This window comes from uncultured Bradyrhizobium sp. (genome assembly GCF_947648125.1).
GTDB lineage: Bacteria > Pseudomonadota > Alphaproteobacteria > Rhizobiales > Xanthobacteraceae > Bradyrhizobium.
Genome location: NZ_CANSMR010000001.1, coordinates 636,190 through 655,142, shown reverse-complemented (window position 1 = coordinate 655,142; position 18,953 = coordinate 636,190). Strand labels below are relative to the sequence as shown.

The following is an 18,953-nucleotide window of genomic DNA, read 5'->3' as shown; positions in this document are numbered from 1 at the left end:
TCGTGTGCGCTGCGTGGTACGGTTCGTCCCGATGAGCATCCAGCCATTACCGATCAAGCGGGCATACAGCAGCGGGCGGCGCGCACAGTTGATCGCGGTCGCCGCCGAGCTCTTCCTGCAGCACTCCTACGACGCGGTCACTGTCGAGATGATCGCTGCACGCGCGGGCATCACCGGCCCCGGACTTTATCGCCACTTTCAGAACAAGCAGGCACTTCTGATCGCGGTTCTGGAGGAGCCGACGCAGATCGTGCACGGGATCGCAAAGCGGATCGCGGAAACGACGACGGAACCTAAGGCGGCCATCGTGGCGATGGTCGAGTCGCACATCCGGTTGATTCTCAAGGGACCACCCAGCACGCTCATCTTCACAAAGAACGAGCACGCTCTTCCTGAACACGACCACAGAAGGATCCGGCGCGAGATGGCGTTGTACGCCGAAGAGTGGGTTTCCGTCGTAATGCCGCTTCGGCCCGACCTGTCCGAACCGGAGGCGCGACTGCTAACGCAGGGCGTGTTCTCCATGCTCAACACGGCGGCGACACTCAAGAAGGGCCTAGACGAGGCGTCAATCGTCTCCATCATGCGGCAGGCTGCGCTACACGCGCTGCTCGGCCGCGGCGACCTCTAACCTACGTCTGGCCTGCCTGCGCAAACCCTATCAATGAGACGGTCCTCGCGTCCGCAGAATCCCGCGTATCGCCGTTGCTGCACATGAGAGATCCGAATGTGATGGGCGAGCCCCGTGCGATCCAGGCCTTGATTAGTTCCCTTCGGCGTAGCTGCAGAGACGTGTGGCGCTTGACGTTAGCAGGCTTTCCGTCAGCCCGACGGGCAAGGCATCCTCAAGCGCCGCACCGCGACGACGCTGCGGTGGGTCGCCTACAAGGCTAATGCGCATACTGATCTGGGAGAGAACATATGCATCAGGTATTCCAAGAATTCATTGATGCAATAGTCGGCGCCGAAGATGCCGCAGGCTTCTCCAACGCGCTGGCGAAAACAGCATCCGCTTTGGACCTATCGTGTTTCGCTTATCTCGCTCTCAAGAGCGAAGAAAACAAGCATCCCCAACTCATCTCGACTTATCCATCGCGGTGGACGGCCCATTATCTACACAACAAGTATCAAATCATCGACCCCGTCATTAGAGAAGCGCTTCAGAACCCAGAGCCCTTTCGATGGGGAGTCGATTTTCGATCACAAACCACTTCGATGGCGCAGCGGCAACTATTCGACGAAGCCGCGCAATTCGGAATCCGGTCTGGCTTCACGGTTCCCATTCACGATGGGTATGGCCCAATCGCTGCATTGACTTTCGCCACCGACGAGCGCCGGCCACAGTTCGAGAAGTGCATTGATTCGTACGCGCGTGTTCTTCAGCTCATGGCAATGTATTTTCATGCTCACCTTCGTCGCAAGCTCGGGAACGAACATGGTCTCGACGGAATTCGACTGTCGCGCCGCGAAGTAGAATGTTTGGAGTGGGCGGCTCAAGGAAAGAGCTCTTGGGAAATCGGCTGCATTCTCGGTATCTCGCGCAACACAGTTGCGTACTACCTCGAGAATGCGAAGGAAAAGCTGGGCGTTCGCACGATCGCGCAGGCGGTGACGCATCTAGCCGCTGCTAGCAAAAGAAAGCAGAATTAGGACGCACGCCCCCTACAACCACAGGTAATGACTCACATCAACAATCTCGCTTCAAAGGAGTGATGATCACCTTTGGAGGGATTATGATTCAACTGATCACGCCACCTTCGTATGGGGAGTTTTCCGGCACTCTCGTTGAAATGCATCGGTTGAGGCATCGTGTCTTCAAGCTGCGCATGGCATGGGAAGTCCAGATCAGCGGCGACATGGAGATCGACGAATTCGATGCGCTGTATCCTGACTATCTAATCCAGATAGATGAAAACGGCCAAGTGCAAGGTTCCGTTCGCCTGCTTCCAACTCTTGGCCCGACCATGCTTCGCGACACCTTTCCAACGCTCCTTGAAGGCCGACCCACGCCATCAACTCCTCTCGTCTGGGAAAGTAGTAGATTTGCAATCGATGTTGCTGCCGATGCCCCAAAAGGAGATCACGGTATCACTCGCGCTGCTTACGAGCTATTTACGGGAATGGTCGAGTTCGGGCTTTCTAGGCAGCTCACGGATATCGTTACCGTCACGGACGTCCGAATGGAGAGAATCCTCCGACGAGCTGGCTGGCCGCTGCGACGTATTGGCATTCCTTCCACAATTGGCAACACGTTAGCCGTGGCGGGTTACCTTCAGGTTTCTCGCGATACTCTGGTCAGCCTTCGTAAGGCCGGCGGTCTCTCGGCACCGGTCCTTTGGACGCCAGTAATCTCCGCGGCCGTCTAGAACGATCTATGCCAACAAGCAATATGCACGTCCCGCCTTAAGCGGGACGCCGTGTCTTGCGGTTTGCCTACTGGCTATGAACATGACAGAGAACAATCGACGAAACGCGGCGAGCGCCGTTAACCTGCAACAGCTTCGATTCGCCGTGGTTGCCTGCGACTACGGCAGCTTTCGACGAGCCGCTGAAGTGCTTTCGATCAAGCACACTGCCCTGAGCCGATCCATCGGTCAGCTTGAATATCTAGTTGGGACTTCGCTGTTCGAGCGCTCCAGCGGGGGAATCAAGCCCACTGTCGCTGGCCAAGCGGTTTTGCGAATTGCGCGGCTGATCCTGGAACAGGTCGACACGCTCGTTGACACTGGGAGGTCCGGTGGTCGCGGCGATGCTGGCCATCTTGTCATTGGCTTCTACACGTCGGTGTCCACCGGAAATTTGCGAACAACGATAGGTGAATTCAAGAAGCTGCTCCCGCAGATCGAATTGGCAACGATGGAGCGCTCTCGCTTTCATCTGATGACCGCGCTCCGTAACGGGACCGTCGATGTCGTCATTAGCCCTGGACGTCTGGTTTCAAAGGATGTCAACTCACGGCTGCTCTGGAGCGAACGCATCTTGATCTCGTTGCGTCAGGATCACTGGTTGGCGGCACGCGAGATCATTTATTGGGCCGATTTGCGTAACGAAAAGATACTTCTAAGCAAGATTGATCCTGGACGAGAGCTCGAGGATCTCTTGATTTCGAAGCTCGTGTTATCTGACGACCGGCCCGCGGTAGAGCGCCATGACGTAAGCCGCGGCATTATCAAAAATCTGACGAATATGGGCATGGGGCTCACTCTGGTGATGGAATCGGATATCGGCGCAAGTTTCGCTGGCCTGGTGTACCGGGAATTGCAGGATGGAACGGGGCCAAGCCAGGTGGACTTCTACGCGCATTGGCGCGGCGACAATGGGAATCCGGCTCTGAAGCGTTTCCTCAGCCTGTTGGCGGAACGCTATCCCTCACCTCCCACAGCTCTCAGGCTGTGACCGGCTCGCCTCGCCTTTGCAAATCCACGGTCCGTGGCCATGAAGCGCGCCAACATAGGCGCGATCAGCCTCGCCGGATCGATGGACTGCCCACATTCGCGTGCCAAAACCTCTGCATATGCGACTAGATCTCGATGAACTGAAGCTGAAAGCTCAGTGGTGACCTTGACCGGCTTATCGTCGGGCAACGCTCCTATTTTAAGCTTGGGCATGGCACTACCCTCCGTATGGTGCGAGTATGAGGTCGCGGTTGACAAGAACGCGAACCGGGAAACCAGGTCGTATGGTCAAAGTGGGTTGAATATTGAGGCTACGCCGAACCACCTGCTGTCCAGTTTGGTTCAATGAGTCGGAGGCGCCATGCCGCAACGCCTGAATGATGGCGCTGTCGTTGCTATTTGTGTCGGATCCTGCACCTAGTTCCGTCCCGACAGCCAAGAACGTCGACAGCGCAGCCGCCTTGAATAACTCACCCCAGTGATTGTCGACCTGGTCTTCGAGGCCTGCATAGCCGGCGGTGTCAGCGCCAGACTGCCGCTCAAGAACGATGGAATGTCCATTCGGCATGATCAGCCTCGTCCAAACAAGGAGGACGCGGGATTGGCCAAAAGCGACCTGGCTGTCGTAGATGCCGATCAGACGCGCTCCCTGAGGCACAAGCAGATAGCGGCCAGTTGGCGTGTCAAAAACATTCTCTGTCACCTGCGCTGTGATTTGGCCTGGAAGGTCCGATCGGATCCCGGTGATCAGGGCCCCCGGAATGACCGTCCCGGCCTGTACAATATACGGTGAAGCCGGCCTGGAGATTCGGTCAGGGCTCACCGTGCGACGATCCACAGCAGCATTCACGAAGGCAAGCTTCCCGTCCTGACCGTTCTGCAAAAATCCGTCGGCGGCGGTGCTCGCTGCGTTCGGTGACCCGACACGGTCGCCTACAGCAGCCGCAGCGGCGGGCGGACGCACCTCTCCTCCATTGGTCGCAGCGAACAAATGGCTGATCCGGGCTGCTTCGGTCTCTTGGTCTCGGCGCTGCTGTTCCGAGTCAGCGCCGATCGTCGACGACTGGCCTCGGGAAGCAAGGATTGGTCGACCGAGGTCACCAGGGAGCGGCGGACCTAGCTGCGGTACCGCCTGACGTGGAATGCCAGTGTAGTCCTTCGGCAGCGTCGCTATGCCGTCGGCAACATTGTGGTGGTCGGTGCTGTAAAGCTCATCGGTCGCCTGGTTTCGGGCACGATTGCTCTGCAACGACCACAACATAGCTCCGCCGATGACGAGCAAGGCAACCGCGCTTCCTCCCGCCAGAACCTTCCGCGACAACCGTGTCACGCGCGGATGGTCCGCTCTTAGCCGGAAACTTCTGGACGCATCGTCCTGCGTTTGCGGAGGAATCGCCTCTTCGCGGTCATTTCCGTTCTGCGTGTTCATTACGACGGCCTCCCGTCGGTCCTGACAACTCTGACCTTCTGCTGGTGTTCACCCCCGAGCCGCAGTTCCGCGGCAGCAAACAGTCGATCCACAATCAACACATTGCCGTAGGCGCGATAGTTGACGAGTTGCGTCTTGCCGTCGGGGCCGATGACGAAGAGCGGAGGCATCTCGCCTTGGACAATCCCTTGTGGAAATTCGACGTAGACCTTACGGCCGTCGTCATATGCGGCAAGCGGCCGCCAGGGTGGGCTGTCTCCTTCGATCGCATAACGAAAGACACGCTGGGCTGGATCGGGAAGGACGGGTCTGAGCGTGGCCGATCGCGATCGTTCGCGAACGGTTTCGGGATAGTACCAGGCGACGGATGGCATGTAGGGCCGCTCGCGGGAGCGGAGCTCGATCAGATAAGTACGCTGGTCTGTATTGACGACAAGGTTGGTTTCGATCGACGCGCGGGTCGGCTTCACCAGGATATGGACGCGTCGCGTGTCACCACTTCCGCTCTCGGTATCGCCTACGACCCAGCGCACTGTGTCTCCGGCCGCGATTGGCCCCGATCCTGTCAGTTGCTCTCCCTCCTCGAGCGCAATGTCCGTGATCTGACCCGGGGCCGCGTAAACCTGGTAGAGCGCTCCCGGACTGTAAGCGTAGATCTGAGCCGCGTTGAAATATCCCCGCTTACGCGGTTCGACGCGCGCCGCGCTGTTTGCGGCTTCAACCCGGCTTACAGGTTCGGCCTCTTCCTTCACCCCCGACTTGCCGCCGAGCACTGGTTTCCAAAGCGGAGGAACGTGAAGCGATTTCGATCTGTCGTCGACGGGCACTGGAGGCGCCGGCAGCGCTGGCACTTCCGCGTCATAGCTGATCTCTGGTGGAATATAGGTCGCGCAACCTCCGAGGGCCGACGTACAAAACAGCAGAGTGGACAAGATCGCTCGCTTCGAGGTTACGAACCCGGCGTTGAGCCTGCTGTGTCGAATAGAAGGCTTTGCACAAGCGTTTGACGTCGTCTTGGTCACTGACCCAGCTCCTTCGACCAGTTGATGGCGCGGACGTAGACGCCAAGAGGATTTTTGCGCAGGCGTTCGGCATCGCGCGGCATCTCGATGACGACCGTGAGTATCGCGGTCCAACGTTCGGTCGAGCTCAACGAGCCGTTGTCGTAAATGCGCTGATTCCACGCGACCCGAAAGCTGTCGGGTGAGGCACGGATGACGCTCGAGACCTCGACGGAAATCTGCGTTTTGCCCAACTTGGCAAAGGGATCGTTGTTGCGCGCGAAGTCGTTGAGGGCGACCGCGCCGCGATCGGTCGCAAAGTCATAGGCCCGAAGCCAATTCTGGCGCAGCACGATGCCATCGGCGGGAAGGCCTCTGACATCCTCGATAAAGCGCGCTAAGTGATAGGCGATCTGTGCATCAGTGGGTTGATAGTCGACGCTGGCCGGAGCGACCCTTTGAGCCTGGCCGAGACGATCGACCTCGACCACCCAAGGCGTGATCGACCCCTGCGCAGATTGCCAGACAAGTCCGCTTGCAAGACCTGCCGACAGCATGAGACAGCCGAACGCCATGAAGCGCCAGTTTTTAGCCTGCACGCGGGCGGATCCAATGCGTTCGTCCCAGACCTGTGCCGCCTTTTGATAAGGCGTAATCGGTCCGGGCATGCGCCCGTAATGAACGGAAGATCGTTTGAACATCGATGTTGCCCCAGTGGATCGAGTGATCGGTGTCAAGTCGCGCGGCTTTATGGTTTGAGCCGTCGCCGCCTGCGGCGGGTGGCTAAGGCGATGCTTGGCTGCGTTTCAGCGCTCTCCTTCGGACAAATCGACGGAGGAACCGCTGCCGCCATGATCGCCGGAGCGGACCGCGTGGCCGGCGGTCGCCGCGCCATGTTGGATGGTCTGGGCACGTTTCAAGCGCCGCGCCCAATCAGGCTGCCCGTCCGCGGAAGCGCTCGCAGCCGGTTCATTCCCCTGGCCGTTGCTGGTGAATGCGGCGACCGCCCGACGTAGCGGACTCATGGCGGTCGAGCTACCGGCTTCGGCGACGCCGGCAAGACCACCGCTTCGATAAGCTGCGGTTGCTCCACTTAAGACAAAGCTCCCACCGCGCGCAGCACCGGCTATGGCTCCGCCGGCGAGGCCGGCACCACCAGCAGCAAGGCCCGCGCCCGCTGCAGCGACGCCGCCAGCGGCAAGACCCGTTCCGATCGCAGCGCCAGCGCCGACTTGCGGTCCGCCGGACACCAGGCCATTTGCGATTCCGGGACCGAAGATACCGAGGCCCAACAACGAGAGCGCCGCAAGTACCAACGTCATCGCGTCCTCGATGGTCGGCTGTCCGCCGCCGAAGCCTGAGGTGAACTGCGAGAACAGGGTCGAGCCGATGCCGACAATCACGGCCAGGACCAGAACCTTGATTCCGGACGATATGACGTTGCCCAGCACGCGCTCGGCCGCGAAGGCAGTCTTACCAAACAAGCCGAAGGGAATGAGCACGAAGCCGGCGAGTGTCGTTAACTTGAACTCGATCAGGGTGACGAAGAGCTGGATCGCCAAGATGAAGAAGGTGAGCAGAACAACAACCCACGCGAACAAGAGAACGACGATCTGGACGAAATTCTCGAAGAAGCTGATGTAGCCCATCAAGCTGGAGATCGAGTCGAGCAGCGGTCGACCAGCATCGAGCCCGACTTGCGCGATCTTTCCCGGTCGCAGGAAATCTGCCGAGGAGAGGCTAGCGCCAGATGCTTTCAGCCCAAGACCGGCAAAGCTCTCGAAGACGATGCGTGCGAGGCCGTTCCAGTTGCCGATGAGGTAGGCAAAGACGCCAACGAACAGCGTCTTCTTGACGAGGCGCGCGATGATGTCCTCGTCCGTTCCCCAACTCCAGAACAATGCGGCGAGCGTAATGTCGATCGCAGCCAGGGTTGTTGCGAGATATCCGACATCGCCACCTAATAGCCCAAAGCCATTATCGATGTAGCGGGTAAACGTCTCCAGAAACTGATCGATAATGCCGGTACCGGTCATGGCCTGCTCGCTTCAGGTAGCGCCACGGATGGATACCCTTGCGGCATCCGGCTCTCATCCTTTGGCGTGGGCGACAGACTCGAGGCCAGATCGGGACGCCGAGACGCGGCACCACCGCCAAAGAAGCGACGCCGGCTTTCGGCCCAAACTTTTTGGCAATATTGATAACCTGCCGCGTCCTCCGAAGTGACGGTACGGCAGCGGGCTAGGTCGGAACTGTCGACGTTCGAGGTCTGCTCCGCCTTTGGCGGCGCAGATGTCTCCTCTCCGCCACGGAGCTGGATCGCGCAGGCTGCGACGACCAATATCCCGGCGGATACGAGCAGCGACAACGCCTTGAATGGCCCTGTATCGCTCATCAGTGAAACATCTGCACGTTGGAGGATTGATAGCCCTGTGCCGGCGTCAGAAACCGCCTGAGTTGCTCTCGGCCCTGGTCTTGCGCCGCAGCGCGCTGTGCCGCTTCAAGGCTTTGCGCCCTGCCCTGTGCCGCCACGGCGGCGGTAAGATCCGCGAGTTGCTGCGCTTGAAGCGCAAGGATCTGGTTGCCGGCCTGGGTTGCCTGCAGCGCGCCGCTGGCATCTTGACTGGATGTGACAAGTGCCGATGTCTGGATGCGGTTGGTGTCGAGATTGCTGACGACTCCGGCCTGGACCCGGAGCGAGTCTTGCAACGCTGCGACAGAATTTTGCCACCGCGATTGAGCGTTGCTGGTCAGCACTTGGCTCGACTGGCTGCCCGTAGCTGGCGCATAGCTGGTCGAGAACGCGCGATCGATCTGCTGGACGTCGTAGGCGATCCGCTGAGCCTGGGCCAGCAATTGCTGGGTCCGTTGGATCGATGCTTGCAATTGCTGCAAGGACGAGTACGGCAGGTTTGCCAGATTCCTGGCCTGATTGATCAGCATCTGCGCCTCGTTTTGCAACGAGGTGATCTGATTGTTGATCTGCTGCAGCTCGCGCGCGGCGGTCAGGACGTTCTGGACGTAATTGCTGGGATCGAAGACGATCAGCGCCCGCGCCGGCGCTGTGGCGCCAAGCGCCAGGGCAATAGTGCTGGCAGCCAGCAAACAGTTAAAGCGGCTCATAGCGATCTCTCTAGGTTGCCGAGATTGGGGATCAGATCCGTGGCCCAGGCGACGCCGCGGTGCTGGAGCCAGGCGGGCACGAAGCCGTCACGTCCGTGCTCGGCAAGGAGCCGTTCGATGGCAGCCTGGTCCGTCTTGGACGAGGCCGCCGTAAAGGCGAGGGCCACCTCGCCAAGCCCAAGTTCGAACATCCGGTTGCCGCGGCGGGACTGGCAGTAGTAGTCGCGCTTGGGCGTCGCCCGGCTCAGAAGCTCGATCTGGCGGTCATTGAGGCCGAAGCGGCGGTAGATAGCTGATATCTGCGGCTCGATCGCCCGCTCGTTCGGCAGCAACAGCCGCGTTGGACAACTTTCGATAATCGCCGGCGCGATCGCGGAGCCGTCGATGTCCGAGAGCGATTGGGTGGCGAAGATGACCGACGCGTTCTTCTTGCGGAGCGTCTTCAGCCATTCCCGGAGTTGGCCGGCAAAATCCTCATCATCGAGGGCAAGCCAGCCTTCATCGACAATAAGAAGTGTGGGCCGGCCATCGAGACGGTCCCCGATTCGATGAAAGAGGTAGGCCAGCACGGCCGGCGCCGCGCTCGTTCCGATCAACCCTTCGGTCTCGAACGCCTGGACAGAGGACTCGCCAAGGCGCTCGAATTCGGCGTCGAGCAGACGACCTGACGGACCGCCCAGGCAATAAGGCTGGAGGGCACGTTTCAGGGAATTGGATTGCAGCAAGACTGAAAGGCCCGTGAACGTACGTTCCTCCCTCGGCGCTGAAGCGAGAGACGTCAGCGCCGACCACAGATGGTCCTTGACCTCCGGGTTGATCTCGATCCTTTCACGCGCCAGGATCGCGCCGATCCATTCGGTCGCCCATCCTCGCTCAGAAGGATCGTCGATCCAGGCCAGCGGTTGCAGCGCGACAGGGTTTTCGTCTCCGTCGGACAATGCACCGCCGAGATCATGCCAGTCGCCGTCCATCGCGATCGCGGCCGCCCGGATCGAGCCACCAAAATCGAACGCAAAGATCTGAGAGTTCGGATAACGCCTGAACTGTAGCGCCATCAGAGCGAGCAGGACCGATTTGCCAGCTCCCGTCGGTCCCACCACGAGAGTATGGCCGACGTCACCGACGTGGAGAGAGAATCGGAATGGGGTCGATCCCTCGGTCTTGCCGAACAGGAGTGGCGGACCCTTGAAATGCAGATCCCTCGCTTCGCCTGCCCACACGGCCGACATCGGAATCATATGAGCGAGGTTGAGGGTCGAGACCGGCGGCTGCCGCACGTTGGCATAGACATGTCCCGGCAGGCTACCGAGCCAGGCTTCAACGGCGTTCACCGTCTCGATCATGCAGGTGAAATCTCGCCCCTGGATGACCTTCTCGACAAGCCTCAGCTTTTCATCGGCAGCACCGGGATCACTATCCCAGACAGTGATGGTCGCCGTGACGAAGGCTTGTCCGATCTGGTCCGAACCCAGTTCCTGCAGAGCGGCGTCGGCGTCGATAGCCTTGTTGTGGGCATCGGTATCGAGCAGCGTCGACGCCTCGTTGGTCATGACCTCCTTGAGAATGGCACCAATCGACTTTCTCTTTGCGAACCACTGGCGGCGGATCTTAGTCAGGAGCTTGGTGGCATCGGTCTTGTCGAGCATGATTGCGCGGGTCGACCAGCGATACGAAAATGCCAGGCGGTTCAAGTCATCCAGAATTCCCGGCGTCGTCGTGCCCGGGAAGCCAACGATCGTGAGAACTCGCAAATTGGCTGAGCCCAACATCGGCTCGAGCCCGCCAGTGAGCGGCTGGTCGGCCAAGAGTGCATCGATGTACATGGGAATTTCGGGCACTCGAACGCGATGACGCTTGGTCGAAATCGTTGAATGCAGGTAGGTCAGGGTGTCCTGATCATCGAGCCAGCCACATTCCGGCATGAACCCTTCGAGGAGCTGAAGCACGCGGGTGGTTTGATCGGTGAACCCGCGGAGTACCTCGCGAGCGTCTGCTCCCACGGTCCGATCGCGTCCCTCATAGAGCAGTCGCTCTGCCTTCGCCGCCCCCTCCTCCGGCGGCAAATAGAGGAAGGTCAGGAAATAGCTCGACTCATAGTGGGCGCCTGCCTCTTCGAATTGCGCTCGGCGCTCGGCGTCGACCAGTGCAGACGCGACGTCCGGAAAGGTGTTCGGCGGGTAAACACCTGAAAAATGACGCTGCGCCTCAACGAACACGGCCCAGCCGGATCCCAGACGACGCAAAGCGTTGTTCAGACGGCCGGCGACGGCGACAAGTTCAGCCGGCACTGCGCTGTCGAGGTCGGGGCCCCTGAATTTCGCAGTCCGCTGAAACGAACCGTCCTTGTTCAGAATGATCCCCTCATCGACCAGCGCTGCCCAAGGCAGGAAGTCGGCGAGGCGAGCATTGGAATGGCGATATTCGGCAAGGTTCATCATGACTGAGCTCAAGCGTTGAGGTGACCGGGAATGCGCAAATGTCGGCGCACCACATCGACGAAGGCAGGATCGCGCTTGGCGGCCCAGACGGCGGCCATGTGACCGATGAACCAGAGAACGAGACCCGCGATCCACAGCCGCAGTCCAAGTCCAAGAGCGGCCGCCAACGTGCCGTTGATGATCGCGACCGATCGCGGCGCGCCACCCATTAGGATGGGCTCGGTGAGTGCGCGATGCACGGGCACAACAAAGCCTGCGACTGGCTCATCCATCAGATCACCACGCCGCCGCCGAAAGAGAAGAACGACAGGAAGAAGCTCGAGGCTGCGAACGCGATCGACAGTCCGAACACGATCTGGATCAGCCGCCGGAAACCACCCGATGAATCGCCGAACGCGAGCGTGAGCCCGGTCACAACGATAATGATGACGGCCATAATCTTTGCGACCGGACCTTCAACCGATTGCAGGATCTGATTGAGTGGCTGCTCCCACGGCATGTTCGAGCCAGCCGCCCGTGCCGGCGCGGCCGTCAGGAGAATAGCGCCAAAAGCTCCCAGTGAGGCGGCTTCTCGAAGAAAGCGAAACTGCGGACGCATATCAGTCTCCTGCTGGTGAAAGGCTATAATCGCCAGTGGCTCCAAGCCCCGTGACGAGGGCGAGCTCGGCAAGGCGACGATCGGCACCGCGTCCCGTGAGCACAGCGACGAGGTTGATGGTCTCGGCGATCAGCGCCCGCGGCACCTTGATGACGGCTTCCTGGATGAGTTGCTCAAGCCGCCGTAGCGCACCGAGCGCGGTGCCGGCATGGATGGTGCCGATGCCGCCGGGGTGACCGGTGCCCCAGGCCTTGAGCAAGTCGAGCGCTTCAGCGCCCCGGACCTCGCCGATCGGGATACGGTCAGGACGCAGTCGAAGCGAGGAGCGGACAAGGTCTGATAAGGTGGCTACCCCGTCCTTTGTCCGCAGCGCGACAAGATTGGACGCCTTACACTGAAGTTCGCGCGTGTCTTCGATCAGCACGACCCGGTCAGAGGTCTTGGCCACCTCGGCCAGGAGCGCGTTGGTCAACGTGGTCTTGCCGGTCGACGTCCCACCAGCGACGAGGATGTTCTTGCGCGCAGCGACCGCAGCCCTTAAGGCGCTGCCATGATCTGATGTCATGGTTCCGGCAGCGACATAGTCGTCGAGTGTGAACACGGCGACGGCGGGCTTGCGGATGGCGAAGGCGGGAGCGGCAACGACTGGAGGCAACAGGCCTTCGAAGCGCTCCCCAGTTCCGGGGAGTTCGGCCGAGACGCGTGGCGAGCCGGCATGCACCTCGGTGCCCACGTGGTGCGCTACCAGGCGTACAATGCGTTCGCCGTCCGCCGCGGACAAGGTTTCGCCAGTATCGGTGAGGCCAGTCGACAGCCGGTCGATCCACAAACGCCCGTCCGGATTGAGCATGACCTCGATGATTGCGTCGTCTTCTAGGTAGCCGGCAATCGCCGTACCAAGTGCGCTGCGGAGCATTCGCGCGCCGCGCGAATTCGCCTCCGATTGAAAGGAATGGATTGCCACCGCCGTCCTCACCAAATGAGGGCGTCTAAAGAACGCCCTCAGATGGGATGATTAGAAAAGCCACCGATCGACCTAGCGCAACAAGCGCTTTCATCGATCGTAGACTGGCGTAGAAAAAGGAAAGACTAGATACAGATACTTGACGTCGTCTGCTCGAACGTTGCGGTCGCTGCTCACCACTCCACATCGCCATCCGCTGGGATTAGTACGACCGCTTGGTCGTATGGAATGACCAGCTCGACTGCGTCGGAGACGCCAACCCCCTCGAAGGAGGGTATTGAACCCCTTCTCCAGGCAAAGGATCGAAGCCATGGTAGCGCAAACCAAACGAACGCCGCTATCTGTGCTGCTACGTTGAGACCGAACGCGACTTGATAAGCCAGGATGGCCCGATGGCCATCCACCGTGGACCACTGGTCCAGAACCAGGCCCGTCCCATATTGGGCGAGAAATGCCCAACCGAAGTGCAGCAGGTTCAACGCACCGTTTGCACGCCCGGCAAGCTCTGGCGGAAAGTAATCCGCTATGACCGTAAAGCTGACCACTGTCGCAGTTCCGACAATTGCTACAACGGACCACGGCAAAAGGGATGGCAAAGGCGCGCGCAGGATCAAGGCAAGCTCGGCGACGATGAACAGCACTGCGACAATCGCTAATATCGTTTCGGCTCCCACCCCTCTTCGTCTTAGATAATGAACCGTGGTACCGAATATCCAGGCACCGCCGCAGAGTGCCGTCGACATCGTGAACAGCTGTCCGACAAGGCCAGCACGATCAAATCCCTCTACGTCCGTCAGCCACGACGACGCCCATAATCCCTGCAGAGACCAGGCGGATCCCACACAAGTCGCTGACAACGGGGCAACGCGCCAGAAACGCCTGTCGCCAAAAACGGACCTAAGGGTGGCGGGATTTGATGCGGTTGGTGGGATGATGGCTCGTTCAGGAACAGCGAGATAGATGAGCACCGCCGTCGCGCCGGTCGCGGCCGCCAGGATTTCAAGGAGCTGTCGCCAGTCCATCCAGGCGAGCAGGTGTTCAGCGGGAGCAGTCGCGGTCACCGCGCCGAGCGACCCCAACATGATCATGTAGCCATTCAGCAAGGCTACCCGTTCCCCAGGAAACCAGAGAACGATGGATTTCAACCCGGCCGTCAGCGCAGCCGCAACTCCAAGGCCGATCATTGCTCGTGAAATCAAAAGCGACGGTAATCCCGTCGACATCGCGAACAGACCGGCACCCGCGGCGGCGACCAAGAGCAACGCACTTTGGACGCGGCGCGGGCCAAAGCGGTCCAGCAATATACCGATGGGGATCTGAGCCGCCGCGAACACCAGGAAATAGACTGACGTGAGCAACCCGAGGTCGGCAGTCCCGAGCCCGGCATCCGAGACGAGACGGCCGGAGATCAAAGCGTTGATCGTTCGAAACAGATATGAAAGATAGTATGCGGCGGTGAATGGAAGAAAAACGCGCGCGACGAGACGCCATGCCACTGAAGTTTGCATGCTGGCCCCCTTTTGCTCCTCAGCTCATTCGAGCCGATAGCGCGTCCAGCTTTTTGTCGGCTTGGCTAAATTACTACGGTCGTGGACTGGCGTAGAAAAAGGAAGACCCGCGAACAGCGTGTCTCGTCATTCAATCAGGTTTCGTTGCCAGGTTCCTGACAGACGATATCTTCCGGAATCTCTCGTAGAAAGCTCTGCCCCTTTTGCAGGCGGCGCCCGAGCGCCTCGATAAATCCTTCAAAGCGTTCCCGGCCCTTGAGCTGCGCGGCCGCCTGTGCGTCGTTGGGCAGCGGTGGCGTGATGGTCAGCCAGAAGCGGATGAATAGGGCTAGGGTTTCGGCCGTCAGGCCAACGTCACGCTCCAGCCTCTGCATCTGACGCGATAGACGGTCCAGGCGACGGGTGAACGCCGCCTCCCGCCTGTCCGCCCCGTCTGGTGACAGAAAGGACGCAACGGCCGCTTCCACGATCGCAGACCTGGAAAGATTCTTACGATCGGCGAGATCTGCGATCTGCTTCAGAAGCTCCGGCGGAAAGTACACATTCATGCGGTCGCGCATGTTGGCTCACAGCTCCATGCCGTCATTCGGGTCCATCGCGACTTGACGGGGGACGCCACGCATCTGCTGACGGAGAAGTCGGGACTGGCGTACCGCATCATCATCGTCGTCAAGAACAACGGAAAATTCTTCTGCCGGCGTTGAATCGATCGTCTCCTTCACGATCGCAACGTGATCGGGGAGCTCAGGCTCGCGACGGAGCCCGCTGTTCGCCGTGTCGTCCTCTGCCTGCTCCGCCCTGCTGGTTGGAAGCGCTGCCGGCGTAAGGGTTCCAAGCGTCGACCATCCGTCCGTCCGCGATGAGAGGCCAGAGGCCGCAGGATCCGGCGGCGACAAGACGCGTTCGGAGAACCGCTGATCCTCGTAATAGCGCACCTTCTTGGCGCGGATCGGGGGTGTCCCTGCCACCATGACGATTTCCTCCCGCGGCGGGAGCTGCATGACCTCACCAGGAGTCAAGAGCGGCCTCGCCGTTTCCTGACGCGAGACCATGAGGTGCCCCAGCCAGGGATTCAACCGGTGACCGGCATAGTTCTTCATCGCCCGCATCTCGGTCGCCGTACCCAGCGCGTCTGAGACCCGCTTTGCGGTCCGCTCGTCGTTGGTCGCGAAGCTGACTCGGACGTGGCAATTGTCGAGGATCGCGTTGTTCGGCCCATAAGCCTTCTCGATCTGATTGAGCGATTGCGCGATCAGGAAGCTCTTGATCCCATAACCAGCCATGAATGCCAGCGCGGACTCGAAGAAATCGAGACGTCCAAGTGCTGGGAACTCATCGAGCATCATGAGAACTCGGTGCCGGCGGTCGCTGGCATGCAAGTCTTCGGTCAGGCGGCGGCCGATCTGGTTCAGCACCAGGCGGATCAACGGCTTGGTCCGCGAGATATCGGATGGCGGGACCACGAGGTAGAGCGACGTTGGTCGGCCATCAGCAATCAGGTCGGCGATACGCCAATCGCACCGCCGGGTCACCCGTGCCACGACGGGATCACGGTAAAGCCCGAGGAACGACATCGCCGTGGAGAGGACGCCGGACCGTTCATTCTCGGACTTGTTGAGGAGCTCGCGCGCAGTCGAAGCGACCACCGGATGGGCGCCCTGCTCGCCAAGGTGCGGCGTGGTCATCATGGCCTTCAACGTCGCCTCGATCGACCGCTTCGGATCGGACAGGAAGGCCGCCACACCGGCCAAGGTCTTGTCCGCCTCCGCATAAAGGACGTGGAGGATGGTACCGACCAGGAGCGAGTGACTGGTCTTCTCCCAGTGGTTCCGCTTGTCCAGTGAGCCTTCGGGGTCAACCAGGACGTCGGCGACGTTCTGGACGTCGCGCACCTCCCACTCCCCGCGCCGGACCTCGAGAAGCGGATTGTACGCTGAAGACTTGAGGTTGGTCGGATCGAACAACAGGACGCGGCCATTCCGCGAACGGAAGCCGGCGGTCAGTTGCCAGTTCTCTCCCTTGATGTCGTGAACGATGGCCGATCCCGGCCAGGCCAGAAGCGAGGGAACGACGAGCCCGACGCCCTTGCCCGATCGTGTGGGCGCGAAACACAACACGTGTTCCGGTCCGTCATGGCGAAGGTAGTCCTCCTCGAGCTTGCCTAGCACCACGCCATCCGGACCGAGCAGTCCAGCAGCTCTGACCTCCTGCTTATCGGCCCAGCGCGCCGAGCCATAGGTCTCGACATTCTTGGCCTCCCGCGCCCGCCAGACCGACATGCCAATCGCCGCGGCAATCGAAAGAAATGTTCCTGACGCCACGATGAGGGCTCCCTCGACAAAAACCTGAGGCGCGTAGGCGTCGTAGACGAACCACCACCAGAAGAAGATTGGCGGGTAATAGACTTTCCAGTCCGACAGTTCGAACCACGGCCGCCCCAGCTCCGGCTGGTACGCGAGCCGCCAGGCCGTCCACTCGGTTGCTCCCCAGACGGCCATCAAAACGATCAGGCCGACGACGATCGACTGGCCCCAAAGGATCTTGGTTCCGGACATCTCGAAGGTCCCTCCGCAATGGGGTTATCGTGATAGCTAGAGGCCCAGGTCGCGCTTGCGGCCAAAGCCCCATTCGATGCCGCCGCTATCCTTCGCGACGCCGGTGACGTGTTGGCCCAACTTCTTCTCAAGCTCGCGCGACCACGGCACGAGCTGGAAGCCGAGCCCGTTGTCGATCATGGCGAAGCGTCCCGAGGCGAGCGTCAGCCGCTGGCGATACGTACCCGCCACATGCTCTCCGGAAGCCGCCTTCGTGTGAGGCAGCCCTGTGTCGGCCGAGACCTTTACGGCTACCTCGTCCAGTTCGCGTCGGCGCAACGTATTCAGAAGGTCGCGTTGCAGGATGATGCGCTGGCCCTGCCGCCGCGCCAGTCCTTCCTCAACCAGACGCTCGGCGCGAGCTTCCATGGCCTCTCGAGCCTCGCGACCAAATCCTCCCATGGCGAGCGGCATCGGATCACGTTCGACCAGCCGATGGTCGAGCCAGGTCGCTCCCTTGGCAGTAACCTGCTCAGCCAGATCGAGATCTGAACGGGTCGCGAGTACCAGGGTGGGACGCGGATCACTGGCGTGACCGAAACTTCGGACTTCAACGATGCCGCCGACCGGCGGCGCATGGTCGAAGGCCTCGATTCCACGGAAACGAACGTGGTGCGCGCGTCCGTCTGTTCCGTCGATCAGGGCGTAGGCCTCGCCCGTCAGTTCGTCATGCAATCCCCGATCGACCAACCGGCCGGCTGTCTGGGCCGACGGCTGTCCGCCTTCGATAACGAAGTCGGCAACTCCGCGCGCCTCGCCGCGCTCGGTGAAGGCGCGGTGCATGGTCTTGATGATATCGCCGCGCATACCGAGATCCCGGAGGTTGCGCTCCGCCTCGAGCCCGACCATCCATTCCCCTGGCGACGCTGGTGCCGCGAGGCCCATCTTCTCCAGATGCTGGAGGCGACCAACCATCAGACGTCGGATCTCAGGATCGGAGCTACCGGGATTCTCGGGCCGAAGATCGATATAGCCGGTTTCATCGGCTGCCCACCGGATCTCCCGATCGAGCCGCGTCCATCGCTCTGCCGTGACTTCCCTATCCAACGCGTTACGAATCGCGTGCTCCCGCTTAGGACCGAGTTCGATGGAGACGAGTTCTTCAGCGCGTGAGCGGAGGCCTCGGCTGATGTAGTCCCGGGAGATCACGAGGTCAGCTCCTTCCTGATCGACTCCTCGAACGAGAAGATGGACGTGAGGGTTGTCTGTGTTCCAATGATCGACGGCTACCCAATCGAGCCGCGTGCCAAGGTCGGTTTCCATCTGCTTGGCGAGGTCGCGGGTGAAGGCCTTGAGGTCGGTCATCTCGCCAGCATCCTCGGGCGAGACGATGAACCGGAAATGATGCCGGTCGCCCTCACACCGTTCCGCGAAGGCCACGCCATCGGCACGGTCGCTGCCGGCGTCGAACATCTCGGCCCGCTCACCGCTCCGAGTCACGCCATCGCGCCTCAGATATGAGATATGGGCAGTCGGCGGCGCCGAACGGAACGCTCGCCCTTTGTGTCGAACGACGCGCGCCTTCATCACCACACGCCGCGTCGGACTGAACAACCGGCTGCGGCTAAACGCGAGCCTGCCGCGTCCAAACGTCGAGCGCCCATAGGCTGCGGAACGCTTACCATACGCAGCCTGACCCGAGGTGTGCCCGGCTTTGTTCGCCGCGCGGAGCACTTGGTTGATGAAGCTCTTCGGCTTGGGCGCGCGGGTGCTACGGATGCGCCCTGGCCGAATACGCAGTTCACTGTCGCGTACGATCATGGCTGGGCCCCGAAGAGCTCAAAAGCGCCTACAGTGCCGAAAATGTCCTTGATTGCATTGCTCAAAACGCAAGGCGCGGCACGCGCCACGACCGACCGGCACGGAAGAACCCAAGCCACGTCAGTGGCTTGCTGTTCGACCG

Annotated in this window: 19 protein-coding genes; 4 read left to right on the top strand and 15 right to left on the bottom strand. The window is 60.6% G+C overall.

Features of this window, described 5'->3' with window-relative positions:
- Positions 1-31: 31 nt before the first annotated feature.
- The 4 genes from Q0030_RS03115 to Q0030_RS03100 all read left to right on the top strand — a co-directional run bounded on the left by Q0030_RS03115 (position 32) and on the right by Q0030_RS03100 (position 3,396).
- The gene (locus Q0030_RS03115; RefSeq protein ID WP_223970494.1) at positions 32-631 is read left to right on the top strand and encodes a TetR/AcrR family transcriptional regulator; all 600 of its coding nucleotides are present in this window, start codon (positions 32-34) and stop codon (positions 629-631) included.
- A 290-nt stretch (positions 632-921) separates the two neighbouring features.
- Positions 922-1,650 carry a LuxR family transcriptional regulator gene (locus tag Q0030_RS03110; RefSeq protein ID WP_298363126.1) on the top strand — a complete coding sequence of 243 codons (729 nt, stop codon included), beginning with the start codon at positions 922-924 and terminating at the stop codon, positions 1,648-1,650.
- A gap of 83 nt (positions 1,651-1,733) precedes the next feature.
- Positions 1,734-2,366, top strand: coding sequence for an acyl-homoserine-lactone synthase (locus Q0030_RS03105; RefSeq protein WP_298363125.1), 633 nt, complete (start codon positions 1,734-1,736; stop codon positions 2,364-2,366).
- 76 nt (positions 2,367-2,442) lie between these two features.
- A complete protein-coding gene (locus Q0030_RS03100; protein ID WP_298363124.1) occupies positions 2,443-3,396 on the top strand; it encodes a LysR family transcriptional regulator in 954 nt (317 codons plus the stop codon).
- Here Q0030_RS03100 and Q0030_RS03095 read toward each other — a convergent pair.
- From Q0030_RS03095 to Q0030_RS03025, 15 genes are all read right to left on the bottom strand, one after another.
- A complete protein-coding gene (locus tag Q0030_RS03095; protein ID WP_298363123.1) occupies positions 3,363-3,608 on the bottom strand; it encodes a DUF2274 domain-containing protein in 246 nt (81 codons plus the stop codon). The two genes, Q0030_RS03100 and Q0030_RS03095, sit on opposite strands and share 34 nt — an antisense overlap.
- Before the next feature lie 4 nt (positions 3,609-3,612).
- Positions 3,613-4,824, bottom strand: a complete 1,212-nt coding sequence (locus Q0030_RS03090) for a TrbI/VirB10 family protein (RefSeq protein ID WP_298363122.1) — start codon at positions 4,822-4,824, stop codon at positions 3,613-3,615.
- Positions 4,824-5,846: a P-type conjugative transfer protein TrbG gene (gene trbG / locus Q0030_RS03085; protein WP_298363121.1), complete on the bottom strand. Its 1,023-nt coding sequence runs from the start codon at positions 5,844-5,846 to the stop codon at positions 4,824-4,826. The genes Q0030_RS03090 and trbG overlap by 1 nt, the downstream gene beginning before the upstream one ends.
- Positions 5,843-6,526: a conjugal transfer protein TrbF gene (gene trbF / locus Q0030_RS03080; RefSeq protein WP_298363120.1), complete on the bottom strand. Its 684-nt coding sequence runs from the start codon at positions 6,524-6,526 to the stop codon at positions 5,843-5,845. The genes trbG and trbF overlap by 4 nt, the downstream gene beginning before the upstream one ends.
- Before the next feature lie 105 nt (positions 6,527-6,631).
- Entirely contained in the window at positions 6,632-7,861 is a 1,230-nt protein-coding gene (gene trbL / locus Q0030_RS03075; RefSeq protein WP_298363119.1) for a P-type conjugative transfer protein TrbL, read from the bottom strand.
- On the bottom strand, positions 7,858-8,220 hold the full coding sequence (gene trbK-alt / locus Q0030_RS03070) for a putative entry exclusion protein TrbK-alt (RefSeq protein ID WP_298363118.1): 363 nt from the start codon (positions 8,218-8,220) through the stop codon (positions 7,858-7,860). The genes trbL and trbK-alt overlap by 4 nt, the downstream gene beginning before the upstream one ends.
- Positions 8,220-8,948 (bottom strand): P-type conjugative transfer protein TrbJ, encoded by a 729-nt coding sequence (gene trbJ, locus Q0030_RS03065; protein WP_298363117.1) that lies wholly within the window; start codon positions 8,946-8,948, stop codon positions 8,220-8,222. Before trbJ ends, trbK-alt begins: the two co-directional genes overlap by 1 nt.
- Positions 8,945-11,386 carry a conjugal transfer protein TrbE gene (trbE, locus tag Q0030_RS03060; RefSeq protein ID WP_298363116.1) on the bottom strand — a complete coding sequence of 814 codons (2,442 nt, stop codon included), beginning with the start codon at positions 11,384-11,386 and terminating at the stop codon, positions 8,945-8,947. Before trbE ends, trbJ begins: the two co-directional genes overlap by 4 nt.
- A gap of 8 nt (positions 11,387-11,394) precedes the next feature.
- Complete coding sequence (locus tag Q0030_RS03055; RefSeq protein ID WP_007594498.1) at positions 11,395-11,658, bottom strand: VirB3 family type IV secretion system protein; 264 nt, start codon at positions 11,656-11,658, stop codon at positions 11,395-11,397.
- Positions 11,658-11,984, bottom strand: a complete 327-nt coding sequence (locus Q0030_RS03050; RefSeq protein ID WP_298363115.1) for a TrbC/VirB2 family protein — start codon at positions 11,982-11,984, stop codon at positions 11,658-11,660. Before Q0030_RS03050 ends, Q0030_RS03055 begins: the two co-directional genes overlap by 1 nt.
- Position 11,985: 1 nt before the next feature.
- Positions 11,986-12,900, bottom strand: a complete 915-nt coding sequence (gene trbB / locus Q0030_RS03045) for a P-type conjugative transfer ATPase TrbB (protein ID WP_298363232.1) — start codon at positions 12,898-12,900, stop codon at positions 11,986-11,988.
- A 221-nt stretch (positions 12,901-13,121) separates the two neighbouring features.
- Entirely contained in the window at positions 13,122-14,456 is a 1,335-nt protein-coding gene (locus Q0030_RS03040) for an MFS transporter (RefSeq protein ID WP_298363114.1), read from the bottom strand.
- A gap of 134 nt (positions 14,457-14,590) precedes the next feature.
- The gene (locus tag Q0030_RS03035; protein ID WP_298363113.1) at positions 14,591-15,016 is read right to left on the bottom strand and encodes a CopG family transcriptional regulator; all 426 of its coding nucleotides are present in this window, start codon (positions 15,014-15,016) and stop codon (positions 14,591-14,593) included.
- Positions 15,017-15,022: 6 nt separating this feature from the next.
- A complete protein-coding gene (locus tag Q0030_RS03030) occupies positions 15,023-17,011 on the bottom strand; it encodes a conjugal transfer protein TraG (RefSeq protein ID WP_298363112.1) in 1,989 nt (662 codons plus the stop codon).
- Between the two features lie 36 nt (positions 17,012-17,047).
- Entirely contained in the window at positions 17,048-18,811 is a 1,764-nt protein-coding gene (locus tag Q0030_RS03025) for a DUF3363 domain-containing protein (RefSeq protein ID WP_298363111.1), read from the bottom strand.
- Positions 18,812-18,953 lie beyond the last annotated feature (142 nt).

What these genes read in the sequence shown, in the direction of transcription:
- Q0030_RS03115 (WP_223970494.1), top strand. Translation starts at nt 32, where the DNA reads ATGAGCATCCAGCCATTACCGATCAAGCGGGCATACAGCAGCGGGCGG.
- Q0030_RS03110 (WP_298363126.1), top strand. Translation starts at nt 922, where the DNA reads ATGCATCAGGTATTCCAAGAATTCATTGATGCAATAGTCGGCGCCGAA.
- Q0030_RS03105 (WP_298363125.1), top strand. Translation starts at nt 1,734, where the DNA reads ATGATTCAACTGATCACGCCACCTTCGTATGGGGAGTTTTCCGGCACT.
- Q0030_RS03100 (WP_298363124.1), top strand. Translation starts at nt 2,443, where the DNA reads ATGAACATGACAGAGAACAATCGACGAAACGCGGCGAGCGCCGTTAAC.
- Q0030_RS03095 (WP_298363123.1), bottom strand. Translation starts at nt 3,608, where the DNA reads ATGCCCAAGCTTAAAATAGGAGCGTTGCCCGACGATAAGCCGGTCAAG.
- Q0030_RS03090 (WP_298363122.1), bottom strand. Translation starts at nt 4,824, where the DNA reads ATGAACACGCAGAACGGAAATGACCGCGAAGAGGCGATTCCTCCGCAA.
- trbF (WP_298363120.1), bottom strand. Translation starts at nt 6,526, where the DNA reads ATGTTCAAACGATCTTCCGTTCATTACGGGCGCATGCCCGGACCGATT.
- trbL (WP_298363119.1), bottom strand. Translation starts at nt 7,861, where the DNA reads ATGACCGGTACCGGCATTATCGATCAGTTTCTGGAGACGTTTACCCGC.
- trbK-alt (WP_298363118.1), bottom strand. Translation starts at nt 8,220, where the DNA reads ATGAGCGATACAGGGCCATTCAAGGCGTTGTCGCTGCTCGTATCCGCC.
- trbJ (WP_298363117.1), bottom strand. Translation starts at nt 8,948, where the DNA reads ATGAGCCGCTTTAACTGTTTGCTGGCTGCCAGCACTATTGCCCTGGCG.
- trbE (WP_298363116.1), bottom strand. Translation starts at nt 11,386, where the DNA reads ATGATGAACCTTGCCGAATATCGCCATTCCAATGCTCGCCTCGCCGAC.
- Q0030_RS03055 (WP_007594498.1), bottom strand. Translation starts at nt 11,658, where the DNA reads ATGGATGAGCCAGTCGCAGGCTTTGTTGTGCCCGTGCATCGCGCACTC.
- Q0030_RS03050 (WP_298363115.1), bottom strand. Translation starts at nt 11,984, where the DNA reads ATGCGTCCGCAGTTTCGCTTTCTTCGAGAAGCCGCCTCACTGGGAGCT.
- trbB (WP_298363232.1), bottom strand. Translation starts at nt 12,900, where the DNA reads ATGCTCCGCAGCGCACTTGGTACGGCGATTGCCGGCTACCTAGAAGAC.
- Q0030_RS03040 (WP_298363114.1), bottom strand. Translation starts at nt 14,456, where the DNA reads ATGCAAACTTCAGTGGCATGGCGTCTCGTCGCGCGCGTTTTTCTTCCA.
- Q0030_RS03035 (WP_298363113.1), bottom strand. Translation starts at nt 15,016, where the DNA reads ATGCGCGACCGCATGAATGTGTACTTTCCGCCGGAGCTTCTGAAGCAG.
- Q0030_RS03030 (WP_298363112.1), bottom strand. Translation starts at nt 17,011, where the DNA reads ATGTCCGGAACCAAGATCCTTTGGGGCCAGTCGATCGTCGTCGGCCTG.
- Q0030_RS03025 (WP_298363111.1), bottom strand. Translation starts at nt 18,811, where the DNA reads ATGATCGTACGCGACAGTGAACTGCGTATTCGGCCAGGGCGCATCCGT.